This is a genomic window from Kribbella sp. NPDC051952 (assembly GCF_040680855.1).
Classification (GTDB): domain Bacteria; phylum Actinomycetota; class Actinomycetes; order Propionibacteriales; family Kribbellaceae; genus Kribbella.
The window spans coordinates 920,851-939,665 of record NZ_JBFAXQ010000001.1; the positions used below are offsets into that span (position 1 = coordinate 920,851).

At 68.3% G+C, this 18,815-nt stretch carries 16 protein-coding genes; 9 read left to right on the top strand and 7 right to left on the bottom strand.

From position 1 onward, the window contains the following. The first annotated feature begins 43 nt into the window (after nucleotides 1-43). The 6 genes from AB0L70_RS04580 (at nucleotide 44) to AB0L70_RS04605 (ending at nucleotide 4,936) form a co-directional block, all read left to right on the top strand. The gene (locus tag AB0L70_RS04580) at nucleotides 44-1,279 is read left to right on the top strand and encodes an aldolase/citrate lyase family protein (protein WP_363679896.1); all 1,236 of its coding nucleotides are present in this window, start codon (nucleotides 44-46) and stop codon (nucleotides 1,277-1,279) included. Nucleotides 1,280-1,288: 9 nt separating this feature from the next. Further along, the gene (locus tag AB0L70_RS04585; RefSeq protein WP_363679897.1) at nucleotides 1,289-1,762 is read left to right on the top strand and encodes a helix-turn-helix domain-containing protein; all 474 of its coding nucleotides are present in this window, start codon (nucleotides 1,289-1,291) and stop codon (nucleotides 1,760-1,762) included. Nucleotides 1,763-1,858: 96 nt separating this feature from the next. Next, a complete protein-coding gene (uraD, locus tag AB0L70_RS04590) occupies nucleotides 1,859-2,353 on the top strand; it encodes a 2-oxo-4-hydroxy-4-carboxy-5-ureidoimidazoline decarboxylase (protein ID WP_363679899.1) in 495 nt (164 codons plus the stop codon). Continuing rightward, a complete protein-coding gene (gene uraH / locus AB0L70_RS04595; protein ID WP_363679901.1) occupies nucleotides 2,350-2,679 on the top strand; it encodes a hydroxyisourate hydrolase in 330 nt (109 codons plus the stop codon). The genes uraD (AB0L70_RS04590) and uraH overlap by 4 nt, the downstream gene beginning before the upstream one ends. A gap of 6 nt (nucleotides 2,680-2,685) precedes the next feature. Further along, nucleotides 2,686-3,591: a factor-independent urate hydroxylase gene (pucL, locus tag AB0L70_RS04600; protein WP_363679903.1), complete on the top strand. Its 906-nt coding sequence runs from the start codon at nucleotides 2,686-2,688 to the stop codon at nucleotides 3,589-3,591. A 1-nt stretch (nucleotide 3,592) separates the two neighbouring features. Next, nucleotides 3,593-4,936: an 8-oxoguanine deaminase gene (locus AB0L70_RS04605; RefSeq protein ID WP_363679905.1), complete on the top strand. Its 1,344-nt coding sequence runs from the start codon at nucleotides 3,593-3,595 to the stop codon at nucleotides 4,934-4,936. 3 nt (nucleotides 4,937-4,939) lie between these two features. Here AB0L70_RS04605 and AB0L70_RS04610 read toward each other — a convergent pair whose 3' ends face one another. The 7 genes from AB0L70_RS04610 to AB0L70_RS04640 all read right to left on the bottom strand — a co-directional run bounded on the left by AB0L70_RS04610 (nucleotide 4,940) and on the right by AB0L70_RS04640 (nucleotide 15,408). Then, nucleotides 4,940-5,893, bottom strand: a complete 954-nt coding sequence (locus tag AB0L70_RS04610; RefSeq protein ID WP_363679907.1) for a cyclase family protein — start codon at nucleotides 5,891-5,893, stop codon at nucleotides 4,940-4,942. A 44-nt stretch (nucleotides 5,894-5,937) separates the two neighbouring features. Then, nucleotides 5,938-7,218 (bottom strand): guanine deaminase, encoded by a 1,281-nt coding sequence (gene guaD, locus AB0L70_RS04615; protein WP_363679909.1) that lies wholly within the window; start codon nucleotides 7,216-7,218, stop codon nucleotides 5,938-5,940. After that, entirely contained in the window at nucleotides 7,215-8,051 is an 837-nt protein-coding gene (xdhC, locus tag AB0L70_RS04620; protein WP_363679911.1) for a xanthine dehydrogenase accessory protein XdhC, read from the bottom strand. Before xdhC ends, guaD begins: the two co-directional genes overlap by 4 nt. Then, a complete protein-coding gene (xdhB, locus tag AB0L70_RS04625; protein WP_363679913.1) occupies nucleotides 8,039-10,378 on the bottom strand; it encodes a xanthine dehydrogenase molybdopterin binding subunit in 2,340 nt (779 codons plus the stop codon). The genes xdhC and xdhB overlap by 13 nt, the downstream gene beginning before the upstream one ends. Beyond that, entirely contained in the window at nucleotides 10,375-11,823 is a 1,449-nt protein-coding gene (locus AB0L70_RS04630; RefSeq protein WP_363679915.1) for an FAD binding domain-containing protein, read from the bottom strand. Before AB0L70_RS04630 ends, xdhB begins: the two co-directional genes overlap by 4 nt. Beyond that, nucleotides 11,820-13,745 carry a 2-oxo-4-hydroxy-4-carboxy-5-ureidoimidazoline decarboxylase gene (gene uraD / locus AB0L70_RS04635; protein ID WP_363679917.1) on the bottom strand — a complete coding sequence of 642 codons (1,926 nt, stop codon included), beginning with the start codon at nucleotides 13,743-13,745 and terminating at the stop codon, nucleotides 11,820-11,822. The genes AB0L70_RS04630 and uraD (AB0L70_RS04635) overlap by 4 nt, the downstream gene beginning before the upstream one ends. Nucleotides 13,746-13,875: 130 nt before the next feature. Further along, nucleotides 13,876-15,408 (bottom strand): helix-turn-helix domain-containing protein, encoded by a 1,533-nt coding sequence (locus tag AB0L70_RS04640; protein WP_363679919.1) that lies wholly within the window; start codon nucleotides 15,406-15,408, stop codon nucleotides 13,876-13,878. Nucleotides 15,409-15,585: 177 nt separating this feature from the next. Between AB0L70_RS04640 and AB0L70_RS04645 the strand changes: the two genes are divergently transcribed. The 3 genes from AB0L70_RS04645 to gcl all read left to right on the top strand — a co-directional run. After that, a complete protein-coding gene (locus AB0L70_RS04645) occupies nucleotides 15,586-16,398 on the top strand; it encodes a TIM barrel protein (protein ID WP_363679921.1) in 813 nt (270 codons plus the stop codon). Continuing rightward, a complete protein-coding gene (locus AB0L70_RS04650; RefSeq protein ID WP_363679923.1) occupies nucleotides 16,374-17,336 on the top strand; it encodes a 2-hydroxy-3-oxopropionate reductase in 963 nt (320 codons plus the stop codon). The genes AB0L70_RS04645 and AB0L70_RS04650 overlap by 25 nt, the downstream gene beginning before the upstream one ends. Then, on the top strand, nucleotides 17,336-18,815 hold a 1,480-nt coding region (gene gcl / locus AB0L70_RS04655), incomplete at its 3' end, for a glyoxylate carboligase (RefSeq protein ID WP_363679925.1). The genes AB0L70_RS04650 and gcl, both read left to right, overlap by 1 nt.

The following is an 18,815-nucleotide window of genomic DNA, read 5'->3' on the forward strand; positions in this document are numbered from 1 at the left end:
TAATAGTCTCCGCAATACGGAAGTATCGAGGAGAGGCGGCTGCATGAGCCTGGATGACCTGATCGGCGAGCTGGATCGGCGGCTGGCGCAGGCGGACGCGGCGCTGGCGAAGGACTACCCGGGCGACCGTGGCGTCCGCCAGCCCGTCCACACGGTCTACGTACCGGCCGACCAGTACGACGCCAACACGATCCGCACCTGGGGCGAGAAGGCCCGGACCGCCCTCGACCAGTACGGCGGCACTCCGCACGAGCTCGCCGACGCGCTGGAGACCGAGCTACCCGCCGAGATCCACGAACGGGTCCGCGCCAAGCTCCAACGGGAACCGATCGAAGATCTCCGGATCGACTTCGAAGACGGTTACGGCACCAGGCCCGACGAGGACGAGGATGCCGCCGCGATCGCAGCAGCCCGAGCCCTCGCGGAGAGCCTCAAGGCCGGCGAAGCCCCGCCGTACTACGGCCTGCGGATCAAATCGCTCGAGGCGCCCAGCAGAAAGCGCGGCGTACGGACCCTCGATCTCTTCCTGCGGGAGATGGCCGGCGCGCTCACCGATGGGTTCGTGATCACGCTGCCGAAGGTCACCTCGGTCGAACAGGTCGAGGCGATGGTCGTGGTGCTGGAGCAATTCGAGCGCGAGCACCAAACCGGTCAGCTCAAGTTCGAGATCCAGGTCGAGACCCCGCAGGCGATCCTCGGATCCGACGGGACCGCACTGATCGCGAGGATGATCAAGGCCGGTGCTCCCCGCGTGACGGGCCTGCACTACGGGACCTATGACTACTCGGCCTCGCTCGGCGTCGCGGCGGCGTACCAGAGCATGGAGCATCCGGTCGCCGACCACGCCAAGGACGTCATGCAACTGGCAGCGGCCGGTACGGGCGTCTTCGTCTCCGACGGATCGACGAACGTCCTGCCGGTCGGCGACAACGTCCACGCGGCCTGGCGTCTGCACCTCCGGCTCGTACGGCGTTCACTCGCGCGCGGCATCTATCAGGGCTGGGACATGCACCCCGCCCAACTGCCGACGCGGTTCGTAGCGACGTACCTCTTCTACCGCGAAGGTCTGGAACAAGCCGCGATCCGGCTCAAGGCGTACCGAGGCCAGGGCGAATCCGGCTACCTGGACGAGCCCGCGACCGCCGCAGCGCTCGCAGGTTTCGTACTGCGCGGTCTCGACTGCGGTGCCGTGGATGTGGCAGAGGTCGACAAGCTCATCGGCATCGACACCGCCGAACTCGCCAAGCTGGCCCGGCGCCCGATGCCCGTGGAGGGCTAGCCTCTCGACATGCGACTGGTAGCGGAGTTCACCACCGAACCTTTCGATGTCGAAGGATCGCCGCCCGCCCACGCCACCGAGGCGCTGCGGGCGGCGCAGGACGCCGGCCTGGATTGCGAGTTCGGCCCACTGGGCACCCAGGTCCGCGGTGAGCAGGAACTCCTCCTGCCTGCGCTACCGCGAGTGCTCGAAGCCGCGTTCGCCGGCGGCGCCAGCCAGGTCACCTTGCGCATTCACGGCGCCGGGGAGCCACCGGCGACTCCCCGGTCGCACGGCAAGGGGGGCGTGGATGCGTTGATTGCGGAGGTCGCCGAGGAGCTGGGCGGACCGCTCAACACGCTGTCCCGGACCGACAAGCAGCAAGCCGTCCTGCTGCTCGAAGCACGTGGCGCCTTCGAGTACCGCAAGTCCGCGGAGATCGTCGCCGAGGCGCTGGGCGTCACCCGGTTTACCGTCTACAACTACCTCAACCGCGCCCGCTGAGCAGTAGAATTCAACAAACTGTTGACGACGAGCGAACGGGATGCCACTCTCTCGTCATACGGAAAGTCGATTTCGGGATTCGAGAAGGTGTGATCCGTGGACCTGCAGGAGTTCAACTCCGCTTCGGCTGACCAGCTGCGTCCGATGCTGGCAGCCTGCTGCGATGTGTCCCGCTGGGTCGACGGGATCCTGACCAAGCGGCCGTACGGCGATCTCGTCGTGCTGACCGCGGTCGCCGACCAGCTGCTTCGGGAGCTCGACGACAACGAGGTTGATCGGGCCCTGCGGGCGCACCCGCGGATCGGTGACCGGGCGCAGGGGGCGAGCACCGAGGCGTCCTGGTCCCGCAAGGAACAGTCCGGTGTCGGCGACGACCCGGAGGCCAAAAAAGCCATTGCCGAGGGCAACCGTGAGTACGAGGCGCGGTTCGACCGGGTCTTCCTGATCTGCGCCACCGGCCTGTCGGCCCAGGAAATCCTGGCGAATCTGCGGCAACGCCTGACCCACGACGACGCCACCGAGGCGGCCGCCGTACGGGAAGAGCTTCGCAAGATCGCCGTGCTCCGGCTCGGCAAGGTGGTGGAGGCATGAGCAGCCTCAGCACACACGTTCTCGACACTGCCCTGGGCCGGCCGGCTCAAGGCGTACCGGTCCGCCTGTCCAAGGTCGCCGCTGACGGAGACGTCGTACGAGCGACCGGTACGACGGACCACGACGGGCGGATCGCCGAGCTCGAACCGGTGCTCGAACCCGGCACGTATCGACTCTGGTTCGACGTGGCCGCATACGCGGTCGCATCCGGCCAGGACTTCTTCTTTCCTGAGGTCTCCGTGACCTTCACGGTCGCTGACGAACGGCACTACCACGTGCCGTTGCTGCTCAGCCCGTTCGCCTTTTCCACTTACCGAGGGAGCTGATCCCGCATGGCCATCCACCTGGGAGCCAACCAGTACGGCAAAGCCGAGAGCCGCGTGGTCCGGATCTACCGTGACACGCCCCGCCACCAGATCCGCGACCTGAACGTGTCGTCCGCGCTCCGCGGCAACTTCGAGGCCGCGCACACCACCGGGGACCAGAGCGACGTTCTGCCGACCGATACGCAGAAGAACACCGCGTTCGCCTTCGCCAAGGAGAAAGGCATCGGCGCGATCGAGGACTACGCCCTGACCCTGGGTGCGCATTTCCTGGACGCCTCGTCGGCGGCCGAGGGTGCGCGGGTCGAGGTCGAGGAGTACACCTGGGAGCGCATCCCCGTCGACGGCGAGGGCCACGCGCACTCGTTCGTCCGGGCCGGCAGCGGCATCCGTACGACGGTTGTGAACGTCGAGGGCCGTGGCGACGAGCGCAAGCAGTACGTCGTCTCCGGCATCCGCGACCTGACCGTGCTGAAGTCGACCGGCTCGGAGTTCCACGGGTTCCTGAAGGACAAGTACACGACGCTGCAGGAGACGAACGACCGCATCCTCGCCACGTCGCTGGTCGCCCGCTGGCGTTACGACCACACCGAGGTCGACTGGGACAAGTCGTACGACGAGATCAAGGGCCTGCTGCTCGAGCAGTTCGCGAAGATCCACAGTCTCGCCTTGCAGCAAACGCTGTACGGCATGGGCGAAGCCGTGCTGGAGCAGCACCCGGAGGTTGCCGAGATCAAGTTCTCGGCGCCGAACAAGCACCACTTCCTGGTCGACCTCTCGCCGTTCGAGGTCGAGAACCCGGGCGAGGTCTTCATCGCCGCGGACCGCCCGTACGGCCTGATCGAGGCGACCGTGGTCCGGGACGATGCGAGCGACGCCGGTAGCGCATGGCATGCCGTACCAGGGTTCTGCTGACATGATCGTGATCGATGGGGCGTCCGTCGTCACGCTCGATCGGCAACGACGTGAGTTCGTCGGACATGTTGTTGTCGATGGCAATCAGATCGTTGCTGTCGGCCCTGGATCGGCGCCGGCGTACGACGGAGCCCGGGTGGTGGACGGACGAGGTTGTCTCGTCACCCCCGGTTTCGTCAACACCCACCAGCATCTGTACCAATGGGTGACGCGGGGTCTGGCTGCGGACGCGACGCTGTTCGGGTGGCTGACCACGCTCTATCCGGTCTGGGCAAGGATCTCCGAAGAGTCCGTCCACGTTGCGGCGCAGGCTGCCTTGGCTCAGCTGGCCAAGACCGGCTGTACGACGGCGGCCGATCATCACTACGTCTTCCCGCGTGGTGGTGGTGATCTGCTCGCGGCCGAGATCGCCGCCGCGGCCGAGGTGGGGCTGCGGTTCCACCCGTCGCGCGGCTCGATGGATCGCGGTCAGAAGGACGGCGGGTTGCCGCCGGACTCGGTGGTCGAGGACCGCGACGAGATCCTCGCCGCGACCGAGGCCGCGATCGACCGCTGGCACGATCCCGCACCGGACTCGATGCTGCAGATCGTGGTTGCGCCGTGCTCACCGTTCAGTGTGAGCGGCGAGCTGATGCGAGACGCCGCCGTACTGGCCCGGCGCAAGGGTGTTCGGATGCACACGCACCTGGCCGAGACCACCGACGAGGGCGACTGGTGTCGCGAGACCTTCAACTGCACGCCGCTCGAGTACGCCGCTGAGCTCGGCTGGACCGGATCCGATGTGTGGTTCGCGCACGGCATCCACTTCGACGACTCGGAGATCAAGCAGCTCGGCCAGACCGGCACGGGGGTCGCGCACTGCCCCAGCTCCAACGCGCGCCTGGGTGCCGGGATCGCTCGGGCCGCCGACCTCCGCGCGGCCGGTAGCCCGGTGGGGCTCGGAGTCGATGGTGCTGCGAGCAACGAAGCCGGCAGCCTGATCGAGGAACTCCGCCATGCCCTTCTCTTCGCCCGCGCCCGTGGCGGCCCGCAGGCCCTTGGCGTCCGCGCCGCCCTGGAGATGGCAACACTGGACGGCGCCCGCATCCTCGGCCGCGAGAACGAGATCGGCTCGCTCGAGGTCGGCAAGCTCGCCGACCTGGCGGTCTGGCGCTTGGACACCCTCGACCACGCCGGGATCCCCGACCCGGTTGCCGCGCTGGTCCTAGGCACGCCCCCGCCTCTGGACCTCCTGCTGGTCAACGGCCACGCCGTCGTCGAACACGACACCCTCACCACCGTTGACGAAGCCACTCTCGCCACTCAGGTCAGCAAGACCCAAGCCGACCTCCTCGCCACTCCCTGAGGGTCAGAAGGTGGCGATCGGGTTGACCGGGCTGCCGGACGTGCCGGCGAACCGGACCGGCGCGACTGCGAGCTGGAAGTCCCACTGGCCGAGCTCGGTAGCCGTTGCTGCGCACTCCTCCAGATCGCAGTTGTCGAGCAGCCACAGACCCATCGCAACGAGGCTCACGGCGTGCACCGGCATCAACACGCCGTCGTACCCCGACGGCTGCACGTCCTGGGGGGTGTCAGCGCCGATGAGCGCGACCTCCCGCTCCTGCAGCCACGGCAGGCAGGACGCGTGCCAGCCGGCCTGCGTGATGCCGCCGGAGTCGCCGGCCTCGTGCCGGGAGCGACCGTAGCCGGTCCGCAGGAGCACCGCATCGCCGGACTGCACCCGCACACCCTGGCGACGCTCGGCTTCCTCGAGATCCTCGGGAAACACACCGTCACCGGCTTCCAGCCACGGCACATCGCGGACCGCCGCGACGTCGAGCAGGACGCCACGCGTGACGATCCCGTTCGCCGCCGCCGTGACGGTCGCCCACGCGGATCCCGTCTCGGCGTCAACGAGTGAGTGCGACCGCCCGTTGTACATCTTGCCGTCCCAGAAGATGTGGCACGGCGAGTCCAGGTGGGTGATCGTGTTGCCGTGGAACAGGATGCCGAGCCGCTCGTTCGAAAAGCCCCAGTGCCGGTCCTTCTGGAACAGCGGCGGCATGTGCTCGGCACCCGGCATGTCGGCGGCGCACGGGCACGACGTCGTCGACCGCTCCATCTCTCCAGGTACGGCGACCTCCCACGCGCACGACACGCTCCGGCCGTGGCGCACGGCTCGCGCCGCCGCCAGCCGGACGTCGTCGGTGATGTGGTTCAGAGTGCCGCGCTCGTCGTCGTCGCCCCACCGCCCCCAGTTCGACAGCGTCTCGAAGTATCCGAGCACGTCGTCCTGTGTGGGCATCGCCCGCCCTGCCGTCATCCCAGCATCGACTCCTCCGGCCGCTGAACTGGCATGACAGTACCTCAGTCGTGCAGGAGCTCGCCGTCGATCCAGACCGCCTGGACGTCGGCGGGAGTGCCCAGGGTGAAGATGCGGGAGAGGGTCTCGTCGGCGTCAGCAGCGTGGGCTACGCCCACTGCCAGGGGCGAGCCGTCGGCCGGGCGGAGGAGTTGGGCGTCGAAACGCTTGCCTACGCTCAGGTCGCCGACATCGTCCAGGCCGAGGGCCTCGGCGCCCGCGGTGGTTGCCAGGTACAACAGATGCGCAGAGCTCAGCGCGAGTCCGTGATCACCGAGCAACTGCTGGCAGAAGTACGCCTGGAGGCCCTCCTTCAGCAAGGAGAAGCCGGTGCCCGCGCCGACGTCAGAGCCGAGAGCAACGCGTACGCCGTGCTGCAGATGCCGGCCGAGTGGGAACAACCCGCTGCCCAGCGCGGCGTTGCTGGTCGGGCAGTGCGCGACCGTCGCTCCACCAACCGCGAGCATCTTCAGCTCGACGTCGGTCGGGTGAACGTTGTGGGCCAGGATCGACCGGCGGTCGACCAAGCCGTGACGGTCGTACGTCGTGACGTAGTCGCTGCCCCCGAACAGGTCGGCCACCGTGGCGATCTCGGCCTCGTTCTCGTTCACGTGTGAGGTGAAGAGCGCGCCCGGGACCTCCTCCATCAGTTCACGGCAGGTCGCCAGCAGGTCGTCCGTGCAGGACAACGAGAAGCGCGGGGTCACGGCGTACCGGTTGCGGCCGACGCCGTGCCAACGGTTGGCCAGGGCAAGCGATTCGGCGTACGCGCGGACCGGGGTGGTGAGGAGGTCCGGCCGGAGCAGCCGGTCGCTGAGGACCAGGCCGCTGGTGATCCGGAGTCCGACCTGCGAGGCGGCGCTGAAGAGCGCGTCCATCGCGTCGGAGTAGTGCGCGCCGAACACCAGGGCGGACGTCGTCCCGGCCGCCGCGAGTCCGCGAACGAACTCGGCGGCCACGCCGGTGGCGTACTCGACGTCCGCCATCCGCGCCTCCTCCGGAAGCGCGTACCGGTCGAGCCACTCCATCAACGGGAGCCCGAGGCCGCCGACGGCCCGGATCTGCGGGAAGTGCACATGCGTGTCCACGAACCCAGGCAGTACGACGCCACCCGTCAGATCGACCACCTGTTCGGCCGGGTGCGCCTGCCGGATCTCCCGGAAGGGGCCGCGGGCAACAATCACGCCGTCGGTGACGAGCAGCCCGGCGTCACTGTCGACGCGCAGTCCGCCGCCGGTGAACGGGTTGTCGGGAGTATCGAGGACCGTGCCTCGGAAGATCGTCATGCCTTCGCCTCACGCTTGGCCGGCGCAGGGCGACGCTCGGCGATGAACTGTTCCAGGAGCCAGGCAGCGACGCTGACCGCGATAACGGCCGGTTCCTTGCCTGGTAGATCGGGGAGCCCGATCGGGGTGATGATGCGGTCGATCGCCGCCGCGGAATTGCCGTCCTCGCCGAGCTTGCGGCGGAACCGGGTCCACTTGGCGCTCGAACCGATCAGCCCGATCGTTGCCAGCTGGTCGTTCCGGATCGCGGCGTCGCACAGCGCCGCGTCTTCGGCGTGATCGTGGGTCATGATCAAAACATGGGAGCCCGGCGGCAGTTCGCCGACGACAAGCTCCGGAAGCACCGGCACGTTGTGCACGTGGACGTTGGCCACTGAATCGTCGAGAACCGCGAGCCGCTCGGACACCAACTGATCGGGGCGTGAGTCAACGAGATGCAGCTCGATGTCGTGCCGCGCCAGGATCCGCGCAAGCTCGAGCCCCACGTGCCCGATCCCGAAGATCGCGACGGACGGCACCACCGGCAACGGTTCCAGCAGTAGCTTCACCTCTCCACCACAGCACTGCACCCCATGCTGGTACGGCGCTTTGTCCGACAACGCGACCTCGATCACCTCGGGCTCGACCGCCTCCGCTGCGATCATTGCCCGGGAACGCTCGATCGCAAGTGCCTCGAGGTTGCCTCCGCCAACCGTCGACCAGACGTTGTCAGCAGCAACCACCATCTTCGCGCCGGCCTCGCGCGGCGCGTGCCCGCGAACGGACAGCACCGTGACGAGCACGCCGGCGCGGCGTCCCGCACGCAACTGCTGGACAGCCTTCACCCATTCCATGACGCACCACCCCGGGCCCGATCAACCGCCCAGTAGACCGCCTCCGGGGTCGCGGGCGACGGTAGGTCCACGCTCGTACCGGCCGGACCGAACGCAGCCGCCGCCTGTCGCAGGGCCTCGCGGACCGCGAAGGCGAGCATCAACGGCGGTTCACCAACAGCCTTCGACCCGTACACCGCGCCGTCCTCATGCGCCTTCTCCAGCAACCGGACGTTGAACACCTCCGGCATCTCCGAGAAGCTCGGCAGCTTGTAGGTACTCGCCGCCTGCGTCGCCAGCCGTCCCCGCCGCTCCGAGGTGCTCTCGTCCCAGCGCAGATCCTCGAGCGTCAACCAGCCGGCACCCTGGACGAACCCGCCCTCGATCTGACCGATGTCGATCAACGGACTCAAGCTGTCGCCGACGTCGTGCACGATGTCGACCCGCCGCAACGTGTACGCGCCGCTGAACCCGTCCACCTCGACCTCGGCCGCGGCCACGCCGTACGCGAAGTACTTGAACGGCTCGCCGCGCATCGCGTTCGCGTCCCAGTGCAAGCCCTCGGTCCGGTAGAAGCCGGCCGCCCAGAGCTGCACCCGCTGCATGTAGGCAGCGCCAACTAGATCGTTCCAGGCGATACCGTCGCCGGACAGTCCGCGTACGTCGCCATCCACGAACCGCACGTCGTGCGGGCTGATCCCGAGCTTGCCGCCGGCAACTTGCGCGAGCCGCTCCCGGATCTGGTCACACGCGTTCTTGATCGCGGCACCGTTCAGGTCGGCGCCGGACGAAGCCGCCGTGGCCGACGTGTTCGGGACCTTGTCGGTCCGCGTCGGAGCCAACCGGACCCGAGCCAACGGCACGCCCAAGGTGGTTGCCGCGACCTGCAGCATCTTCGTGTGCAGGCCCTGGCCCATCTCGGTGCCGCCGTGATTGATCAGCACCGACCCGTCCTTGTAGACGTGGACGAGCGCGCCGGCCTGGTTGAACGCGGTCAGGTTGAACGAGATCCCGAACTTCACCGGCGTCATCGACAGAGCGCGCTTCACGTGCTCATGCGATGCGTTGAAGGCCTCGATCTCGGCCTGACGCTCAGCAACGTCGCCACCAGAGATGACCTGGCTCCAGCAGGACTCCAGTCGATCCGCGTGCCGGACCGGCTGCCCGTACGGCGTGGAGTCGCCGAGCTGGTAGAAATTCCGCCGGCGCAGCTCCAAAGCGTCGTACCCGAGCAGTGGCGCGCAGCGTCCGAGGATGTCCTCGATCACGATCATGCCCTGCGGTCCACCGAACCCGCGGAACGCGGTCTGCGAGGTCTTGTTCGTCTTCGCGATCTGCCCGTCCACGCGGATATGTGGGATCTCGTAAGCGTTGTCGATGTGACACATCGCCCGCGCGAGCACCGGCTCGGAGAGGTCGAGACTCCACCCGCCGTCAGCCGTCAGCGTCGCATCCAACGCGACCAGCCGGCCCTCGGTGTCGAACCCGACGGTCCAGGAGCTGTGGAACCCGTGCCGCTTCCCCGACATGGTCATGTCCTGCGTCCGGTTCAGCCGCAACCGCACCGGCCGACCCGTCAGCGTGGCGCCGAGTGCTGCGATCGCAGCGAACCCATGTGGCTGCATCTCCTTGCCACCAAAGCCTCCGCCCATCCGCAGGCACTGCACAGTCACCGCATGACTGGCCAAACCCAGCACGTGAGCGACGATCTCCTGCGTCTCGGACGGATGCTGCGTGCTGCTCTGCACGAAGATCTGACCACCCTCGTCGACCAACGCCAACGCCGAGTGCGTCTCCAGATAAAAGTGCTCCTGCCCGGCGAACTCGAACTCGCCCCGGAACACATGAGCCGCCCCTTCGAGCGCGGCATCCACCTCGCCGCGCTCCAGATGCCGCCCGATGCCCTGGAAGCTCTTGGCCGCGATCGCCTCGCGCACCGTCACCAGCGACGACAGCGGCTCGTACTCGACCTCAACCGCCAACGACCCCAACCGCGCGGCCTCCAGCGTCTCCCCGAGCACCCAGCACACCGCATGCCCGTGGAACATCACCTCACCCGGGAACAGCGGCTCGTCGTGCTTCACGCCCGCGTCGTTCACCCCGGGTACGTCGTCCGCCGTCAACACCCGCACCACACCAGGCACGTCGTACGCCGGCTTCACCCGGAGTGCCGTGATCCGGGCATGCGCGTGCGGCGACTGAACCGGCCACGCATGCAGGACGTCACGCGTCCGCTGGACCAGATCGTCCGTGTACAGCGCCGTACCCGTGACATGCAGCGCGGCACTCTCATGCGGCAGGGGTACGCCGACAACCGCGTGCACGGGCCGTTCGGACAAGGAGCTCATGCGCCGGCCTCCTGTTCAGCGAAGTAGAAGCGGAGCAACGACTGACCGAGCATCGCCGAGCGGTACGACGCACTGGCCCGGTGATCGTCCATCGGCGTACCTTCGGCGGCCATCACTCCGGCCGCCTCACGCACCGTGAGCTCGGTCCACGGTCGGCCGATCAACGCGTCCTCGGTGGCACGAGCCCGTAATGGAGTGGCCGCCACCCCACCGAGTCCGATCCGGGCCTCGCGGACGACGCCGTCCACGACGTCGACGGCGTACCCGATGGCGACGCTGGAGATGTCGTCGAAGCGCCGCTTGGCGATCTTGTGGAACGCGGTCCTCGGTGCCAATGGCAACGGAACCACGATCGTCTTGATCAGCTCGTCCGCATCCTTGACGGTCTGCCGGTAGCCGGTGAAGTACTCCGCGAGCGGGACGACGCGCTCACCACGCCGCGACGCCAACACGAGCGACGCGTCCAGAGCGAGCAGAGCGGGCGGGGTGTCCCCGATCGGTGAACCGGTGCCCAGGTTGCCACCGATGGTGGCGCCGTTGCGGATCAGCCGTGACGCGAACTGCGGGAACAGCTGCGCCAGCAACGGCACCCGCCCGGCCAGTCGCCGCTCGATCTCGGTCAGCGTCAACGCCGCGCCGAGCCGGACCTCGTCGTCGCCGAAGGAGAACTCACGCAGCTCGGCCAGCCGGTCCACCGCCACGGTCAGCGGCGGCCGCGAGCCGAAGATATTCACCTGCACACCAAGATCGGTCGACCCCGCAACGATCTGAGCACCCGGCCGATCGGCCAGCAATCCCAGTACGTCGTCGAGCGACGCCGGCCGGACGAACTCTGCCTCGCCGACCACCATCCCGGTCGTCGCGGGCGGTGGCGGCGGCGAATTCCGGCGTACGGCGAGAGCGTCGTTCTCGACCGGGTCACCCAGGGCGTACGCCGCATCCTTGATCGGCCGGTACCCCGTGCAGCGGCAGAGGTTCCCGCTGAGGGAGTGCAGGTCGAACCCGTTCGGGCCGTGCTCGTGGTCGCCGCCGTCGGCACACGCCGTGCGCCCGGGCCGGTAGTACTCGGCGGCCATGCTGCAGACGAAGCCCGGTGTGCAGAAGCCGCACTGTGAGCCGCCGCGGACCGCCATCTCTTCCTGCACCGGGTGCAGCTCGGCAGGCTGTCCGAGGCCTTCGGAGGTGACGATCTCCTGGCCGTCCAGCGAGGCGATCGGCAGCAGGCAGGCGTTCACCGCCGTCCACTCGGTCTGTGCCTCGATGCCGGGCCGGGCGACGAGCACGGAGCACGCCCCGCACTCACCCTCGGCGCAGCCCTCCTTGGCGCCGGTCAGGCCGCGGTCGCGGAGCCAGTCCAGCACGGTGGTGTGGACAGGTACGTCGCCGATCGCGGTGTCCTCGCCGTTCACCTTCAAGGCCAAGGCCCGCAGTGCTTGTGTGGTCATCGATTGCTGCTCCAGCGTGTTCTTGCACTATGGATCGGATTGGCATCGGAGAGGAAGTCGTCGAACCGGTAGCCGGCGATCTTCGCGATCTCGAGCAGCGCCGCGGCGTGCTCCTGGTTCTCGCAGTTGTCGAGCCGTTCCCGGCCCTGCTCGACGATCCGGGCGAAGGAGTCGGCGTCCCGGACCGAGATGACCAGGGGGAACCCGAACCGCTCGCGGTACGCCTCGGTGATCGAGGTCAGTTCGTCGCGCTCCGGATCGGCCAGGAACGTCAGGCCCTTGTCGGACTGGTCCCGGAGCGACGCCTCGCCGCTGAGACCGTCGGCGACGAACTGCGAGCCGAGCTGCGGGTAGGCCTTGATCAGCTCGCGCTGCTCGTCCTGCGAGCCGGAGAACAGAGCCTCCTGGAAGGACCGCCGCAGCGCGTGGGTATCGGCGAACGGCCGCATGTCCCAGGCCCGCTCGACCGCCCAGCGCGGACCCTGGAACAGGTCGGCGAAGGTCTCGACGAACTCCTCGCGGCTCATCTTGTTCACCTGGTCGAGCCGGATCGAGTCACCCGGCTGGCCGGCGACGGCCGGTCCGTAGTCCTTGCCGACGTGGTGGAACAGGATGTTCAGGCCGATCGCGGTCAGGCTGCCCAGCGTGATGCCGCTGCCGAAGATGATCTCGGCCCAGCCCGGCACAGCCTGGGCGACCTGCGGTTGCGCGGTGACGTACATGGCCAGACCGACGCTGGTCGCCACGATGACGACGTTGCGGTGATCGTGGAAGTCGACCTTGGTCAGGGTCTGGAAGCCGACGACGGCCACCGTGGCGAACATCGCCAGCGCCGCGCCGCCCAGCACCGGGTGCGGGATCCCCGCGACGACCGCTCCGGCCTTCGGGACCAGGCCGATCAGGATCATGATCCCGCCGGCTGCCGCGACGACCCAGCGGCTGCGGACCCGAGTCAGTCGGACCAGACCGACGTTCTCGGCGAAGCAGGTGTAGGGGAAGGAGTTGAAGACGCCACCGATCGTGGTGGCCAGGCCGTCGGCCCGCAGCGCCCGGGCGATGTCCTCCCGGCCGATCCGCTTCTCGACGATCTCGCCGGTCGCGAACACGTCACCGGTCGTCTCCACCGCGGTGATCAGCATGACCACGACCATCGAGATGATCGCCGCGATCGAGAACTTGGGCCAGCCGAAGTAGAACGGCTGCGTGACACCGACCCAGGACGAGTCGGCGACCGCGGCGAAGTGGGCGTCCCCGAACGCCCAGGCGGTCAGCGTGCCCACGACCAGCCCGACCAGTACGGCGATCGTCGCCATGAAGCCCTTGAAGACCCGCTGGATCAGCACGATCAGCGCGAGGGTGCCGAGCGCGTACGCCAGGTTCTTCCCGCTGGTCGGTGCGGCCGTCGGGCCGGCACCGCCGACCGCGTCCCCGGCCGCCACCGGCAGCAGGGCCAGGCCGATGATCGTGATCACCGAGCCGGTCACCACTGGCGGGAAGAACCGGATCAGCTTGCTGAAGAACGGTGCGATGAAGAAGGTGGCGAGACCGGCCACCAGTACCGCACCGTAGATGACCAGGAGGCCTTGGGTTCCGCCGCCCGCGGCGAGACCGATCGCGATCATCGGCGACACCGCCGTGAACGTGACGCCCTGCAGCAGCGGCAGCCGGACGCCGACCTTCCAGAACCCGACCGACTGGATGATCGACGCGATACCGCAGGTGAACAGGTCCGCGTTGATCAAGTGGATGAGTTGCTGGGTGGTGAGTCCGATCGAGTTCGCCAGCAGGATCGGTACGATCACTGCTCCGGCGTAGAACGCGAGGACGTGCTGGGTGCCGTAGACGGCAAGCTTCCCAACGGGCAGCACCTCGTCGACGGGATGGCGGCTGGCGGGGCGGCTCGGTCGCAGGGTGGCCTTCATCGGGACACGCTCCTTGGCGTTCGGCAGTTTGACCTGCACGCCAGCATCGGCTCACTCGGGCCCGGATTGCACCCCGTGAACCTCTGAAGTTGAACCCCGGATGAACGCTGGTCTTTGGATGATCACACAATCAGAGCGATTTGAGAGCGAGGAACACGTCGACCCGGTCCTCGAGGGTCGACAGATCGCGTCCGGTCAGTTGCTCCACGCGTTCGATCCGGTAGCGAACGGTGTTCACGTGCAGGTGCAGAGATTCCGCCGTACGGGTCCAGGAGCCCGAGCAGGCGAGGAATTCCCGCAGGGTGATGAGCAGGCCGGCGTGCGTACGGCGATCGTGGTCGATCACCGGGCCGAGGACCCGCTGGGTGTAGGTACGGCGTACGTCGTCCGGCAGCGTGGCGAGCAGGAGCACGTGTGATGCGACCTCGTCCGAGGTGACCACGGACACCGGTGCCCGTCCGGCGCTGGCCGCGCGCTGGGCGAACCGGGCTTCCTCGAGGGCGCCGGCCAGCGCCTCGACGGAGGTCTCACCGCTGATCCCGACCGCGAGTCGACCCCGCTGAAGCCCGGGTGCGAGTCGCCCGAAGGCCCGCCGCAGCTGCTCGGGTAGACCCGGCGCAAAGGGGAGGAAGCCGACCAGCAAACCGTCGCGACCGGGCGCGACCACGGCGGGTCCGACCGTCAGTGCGACGTCCTCGAACAGGCTGAGGGCGACCTCGCTCGGCCCGTCGTCTCGCAGTTCGGCGACCGCGACCACCATCGGCCGGTCCGCGTGGGATCCGGCCTGCCGCAGGCGAGCGGCGACGTCCGTGTGCAGTGCACCGGACTCGACCAGCGCCAACGCATCCGCCACCAACGGCCGCAGCGCCCGCCGGCCTTCGTCCCGTCGAGCCCGGTCCAGCGCCGCGATCGCGCACAACTCCTGCACCGCCTCGACATGGTCACGGGACCACTGCGTGTGGTTGCCGTCGATTACCAATACCCACGCGGTCAGCCGATTGCCCAGCCCCGACCCCACCGGGAACAGGCTGTACGGCTGCCCGTCCGCATCGGCCAGCGCCGGGGTCCGATCGGCGGTCAGGAACCGCCGCGTGACCACGTCGAGCGTCGCGGGATCCAGCTCACTCGGCCCTGGTACGACGTGCCGCCCGGTCGGCGTGAGGACCCGGCAGTCATGGCCGATCTCGGTGGAGATCCGGGCCGCGAGCTCATCCAGGCTGCGACCGGCCGCGATCGAGGACAACAGTTGGCGCTGGCGGACCAGGCTCGCGGACAACCGCGCCCCGGACTCGGCCGACCCCGCGGCGGCGACGTACTCGGTCACGTCGGCGAACGCGATCTCGATCGGCACCTCGACCAGCGTGACCTCGTGCCGGTCACAGGCCTCCAGGAGGTCCGCCGGTACCTCGCCGAGCAGGGCCTTCCCGGCCAGGATCGTGGTGGCGCCGCGCTCGGCCATCGAGGTGACGAACAGTTCGCTGTCGCCCGGATGCCGGCGCCAGACCAGGCCGGTCAGGACGACCTCGCCGCCGTTCAGGTAGCGGCCGGGTTCGAGCAGGTCCGTGGTGACCAGGCGCCCGATCGGACGGTCGAGCGCGCCGCCGGCCGAGCGCAGCAGGCGGAGCCCGAGCTCGGGTGCGTCGAGGAGTTGGGACAGCAGCACGGCGTACCTCCTCTCGATCAGGTCTTAGAGGAACGTACAACGCGCGCACGTACACGAGAAGCGATCACTCCGAACGGCCTGTCGGCTGGTCCGGAGGCTTGACGGTCCGGCGCGGCCGTCTTATGGTCATTTCGCAGAACAGAATTGAACTTCCGCAATACGGAAAGTTGAGATGAGATGAGCCATCCGCTGCGCCATACCGTGAACTGCTCGCTGCTGTTCACCGAGCTGCCCCTGCTGGAGCGGCCCGCCGCCGCCCGGCGCGCCGGATTCGGCGCCGTCGAGTTCTGGTGGCCGTTCGTCGAGGCCGTCCCGCCGGACCGGCAGGTCGACGCGTTCGTGACCGCGATCTCGGACGCCGGGGTCCAGCTGACCGGCCTGAACTTCTTCGCCGGCGACATGCCCGACGGCGACCGTGGGCTGGTGTCCTGGCCGAAGCGGGCGAGCGAGTTCCGGGACAACATCGCGGTCACGATCGGGATCGGCGAGCGGCTCGGCTGCCAGGGATTCAACGCTCTGTACGGCAACCGGGACGAGGCCCACTCCGAGCGGGAGCAGGACGAGCTCGCGGTGGAGAACCTCGGTCTGGCCACTCGCGCGGCGGCGGAGATCGGTGCGACCGTGCTGGTCGAGCCGGTCAGCGGTGCGGAACGGTATCCGCTGCTGACCGCGGCCGATGCGCTGGCCGTGATCGATCGAGTCCAGGCGGCGTACGACGTACCGAATATCGGGCTGCTCGCGGACCTCTACCACCTCGCGGTCAACGGTGACGACGTCGATCGGGTGATCGCGGAGCACACCGACCGGGTCGCGCACGTGCAGATCGCCGACGCACCGGGGCGCAACGAGCCTGGCACCGGCACTCTTCCGCTCGACCAGCAACTCACCGATCTCGCCGCGAACGGCTACGCGGGCTGGGTCGGCCTCGAGTACAAGCCGTCCACCAGCACCGACGAAAGCTTCGCGTGGCTGCCCTACGAGCGCCGCTGACGACCGCTCCCCCTTCCTCTTTCTTTCCTTCCTTCCTTTCCAGGAGAGCGAACATGACGAATATTGCTTTCATCGGCCTCGGCATCATGGGCAACCCGATGGCCGTACACCTCGCGAACGCCGGGCACAGCGTGGCCGGCCTCGACCGGAGCCCCGAGCGAGCCAAGGCCTTGGTCGACGCCGGTGGCCGCGCCGCCGGCTCGATCGCCGACGTGGTCAAGGGCGCCGACGTGATCTGCGTGATGGTGCCGGACTCACCCGACGTCCAGGACGTCCTCGAAGGTGAGGACGGCGTCTTCCAGCAGGCCGAGACCGGCACGCTGATCATCGACTTCTCCAGCATCCGTCCCGACGTCACCCAGCAGCTCGCCGAGCAGGCGCGGGCGCTTGGCTTCCGGATGCTCGACGCCCCGGTCTCCGGTGGCGAGGCGGGCGCCAAGAACGCCGCGCTGTCGATCATGGTCGGCGGGGAGGCGGACGACTTCGCCGCCGCCAAGCCGCTCTTCGACGCGGTCGGCAAGACCGTCGTCCACGTCGGCCCGAGCGGTTCGGGTCAGACGGTCAAGGCCGCGAACCAGCTGATCGTCGCCGCCAACATCCAGGCCGTGGCCGAGGCCGTGATCTTCCTGGAGGCGTACGGCGTCGACACGAAGGCGGCCCTGGAGGTCCTCGGCGGTGGTCTGGCCGGTTCCGCCGTACTGAACCAGAAGAAGGAGAACATGCTGTCCCGCTCCTTCCAGCCCGGTTTCCGGATCGACCTGCACAACAAGGACATGGGCATCGTGACCGCGGCCGCGCGCGAGGCGGGTGTCGTCGTACCGCTCGGCGCCCTGGTCGCGCAGCTGGTCGCATCGGCGAAGGCGAACGGTGACGGTGGTCTCGACCACTCGGCGCTGCTTCGCGGCGTCGAGCGGCTCTCTGGAAAGGCGACGAACTAATGGCTCGCATGCGCGCGGTCGACGCGGCCGTTCTGATCCTGGAGAAGGAAGGGGCCACACAGGCGTTCGGGCTGCCCGGCGCCGCGATCAACCCCTTCTACAGCGCGATGCGCGCCCACGGCGGCATCAAGCATGTCCTGGCCCGCCACGTCGAAGCTGCCTCACATATGGCTGAGGGGTACACCCGGGCCAAGGCCGGCAACATCGGCGTCTGCATCGGTACGTCGGGACCCGCCGGAACCGACATGATCACGGGTCTGTACTCGGCTTCCGCCGACTCGATCCCGATCCTCTGCATCACCGGTCAGGCGCCGGTCGCGAAGCTGCACAAGGAAGACTTCCAGGCCGTCGACATCTCGTCGATCGCCAAGCCGGTCGCCAAGTGGGCGGTCACGGTGATGGAGGCCGCGCAGGTGCCGGGGACGTTCCAGAAGGCGTTCCAGTTGATGCGGGAAGGACGTCCGGGCCCGGTACTGATCGACCTGCCGATCGACGTCCAGCTGGCGCAGATCGAGTTCGACATCGAGACGTACGAGCCGCTCCCGGTGACGCGGCCGGCCGCGACCCGGGCCCAGGCGGAGAAGGTGCTGGCGATGCTGGCCGCCTCCGAGCACCCGCTGATCGTCGCCGGTGGCGGGATCATCAACGCGGGCGGGGAGGACCTGCTGGTCGAGTTCGCCGAGCTGACCGGGATTCCTGTCGTACCGACGCTGATGGGTTGGGGTTCGCTGCCGGACGACCACCCGCTGATGGCCGGGATGGTGGGTCTGCAGACGTCGCATCGCTACGGCAACGCGACCATGCTGATCTCCGACCTGGTCCTCGGGATCGGGAACCGGTGGGCGAACCGGCACACCGGCGGCCTCGACGTGTACAAGGGCGAGCGGAAGTTCATCCACGTCGACATCGAGCCGACGCAGATCGGACGGGTGTTCGCGCCGGACTACGGTGTCGTGTCCGATGCTCGCGCCGCGCTCGAGGTGTTCGTCGAGGTGGCCCGGGAGTGGGCCGCGGACGGTCGCCTGCCGGACCGGTCCGTGTGGGCGGCGGAGTGCCGGAAGCGTCGTACGTCGTTGCAGCGCAAGACGCACTTCGACGCGGTGCCGATCAAGCCGCAGCGGGTCTACGAGGAGATGAACCGGGCCTTCGGACCGGACGTGCGGTATGTCAGCACGATCGGGTTGTCGCAGATCCAGGCCGCACAGATGCTGCACGTGTACCGGCCGCGGCACTGGATCAACGCCGGCCAGGCCGGGCCGCTCGGTTGGACCGTCCCGGCCACGCTGGGTGTCGCGGTCGCGGATCCGGACAGCACGGTGGTCGCGTTGTCGGGTGACTACGACTTCCAGTTCCTGATCGAGGAGCTGGCGGTCGGGGCGCAGTTCAACATCCCGTACATCCATGTCGTGGTGAACAACTCGTACCTCGGGTTGATCCGGCAGGCGCAGCGCGGGTTCGACATGGACTTCTGCGTGCAGT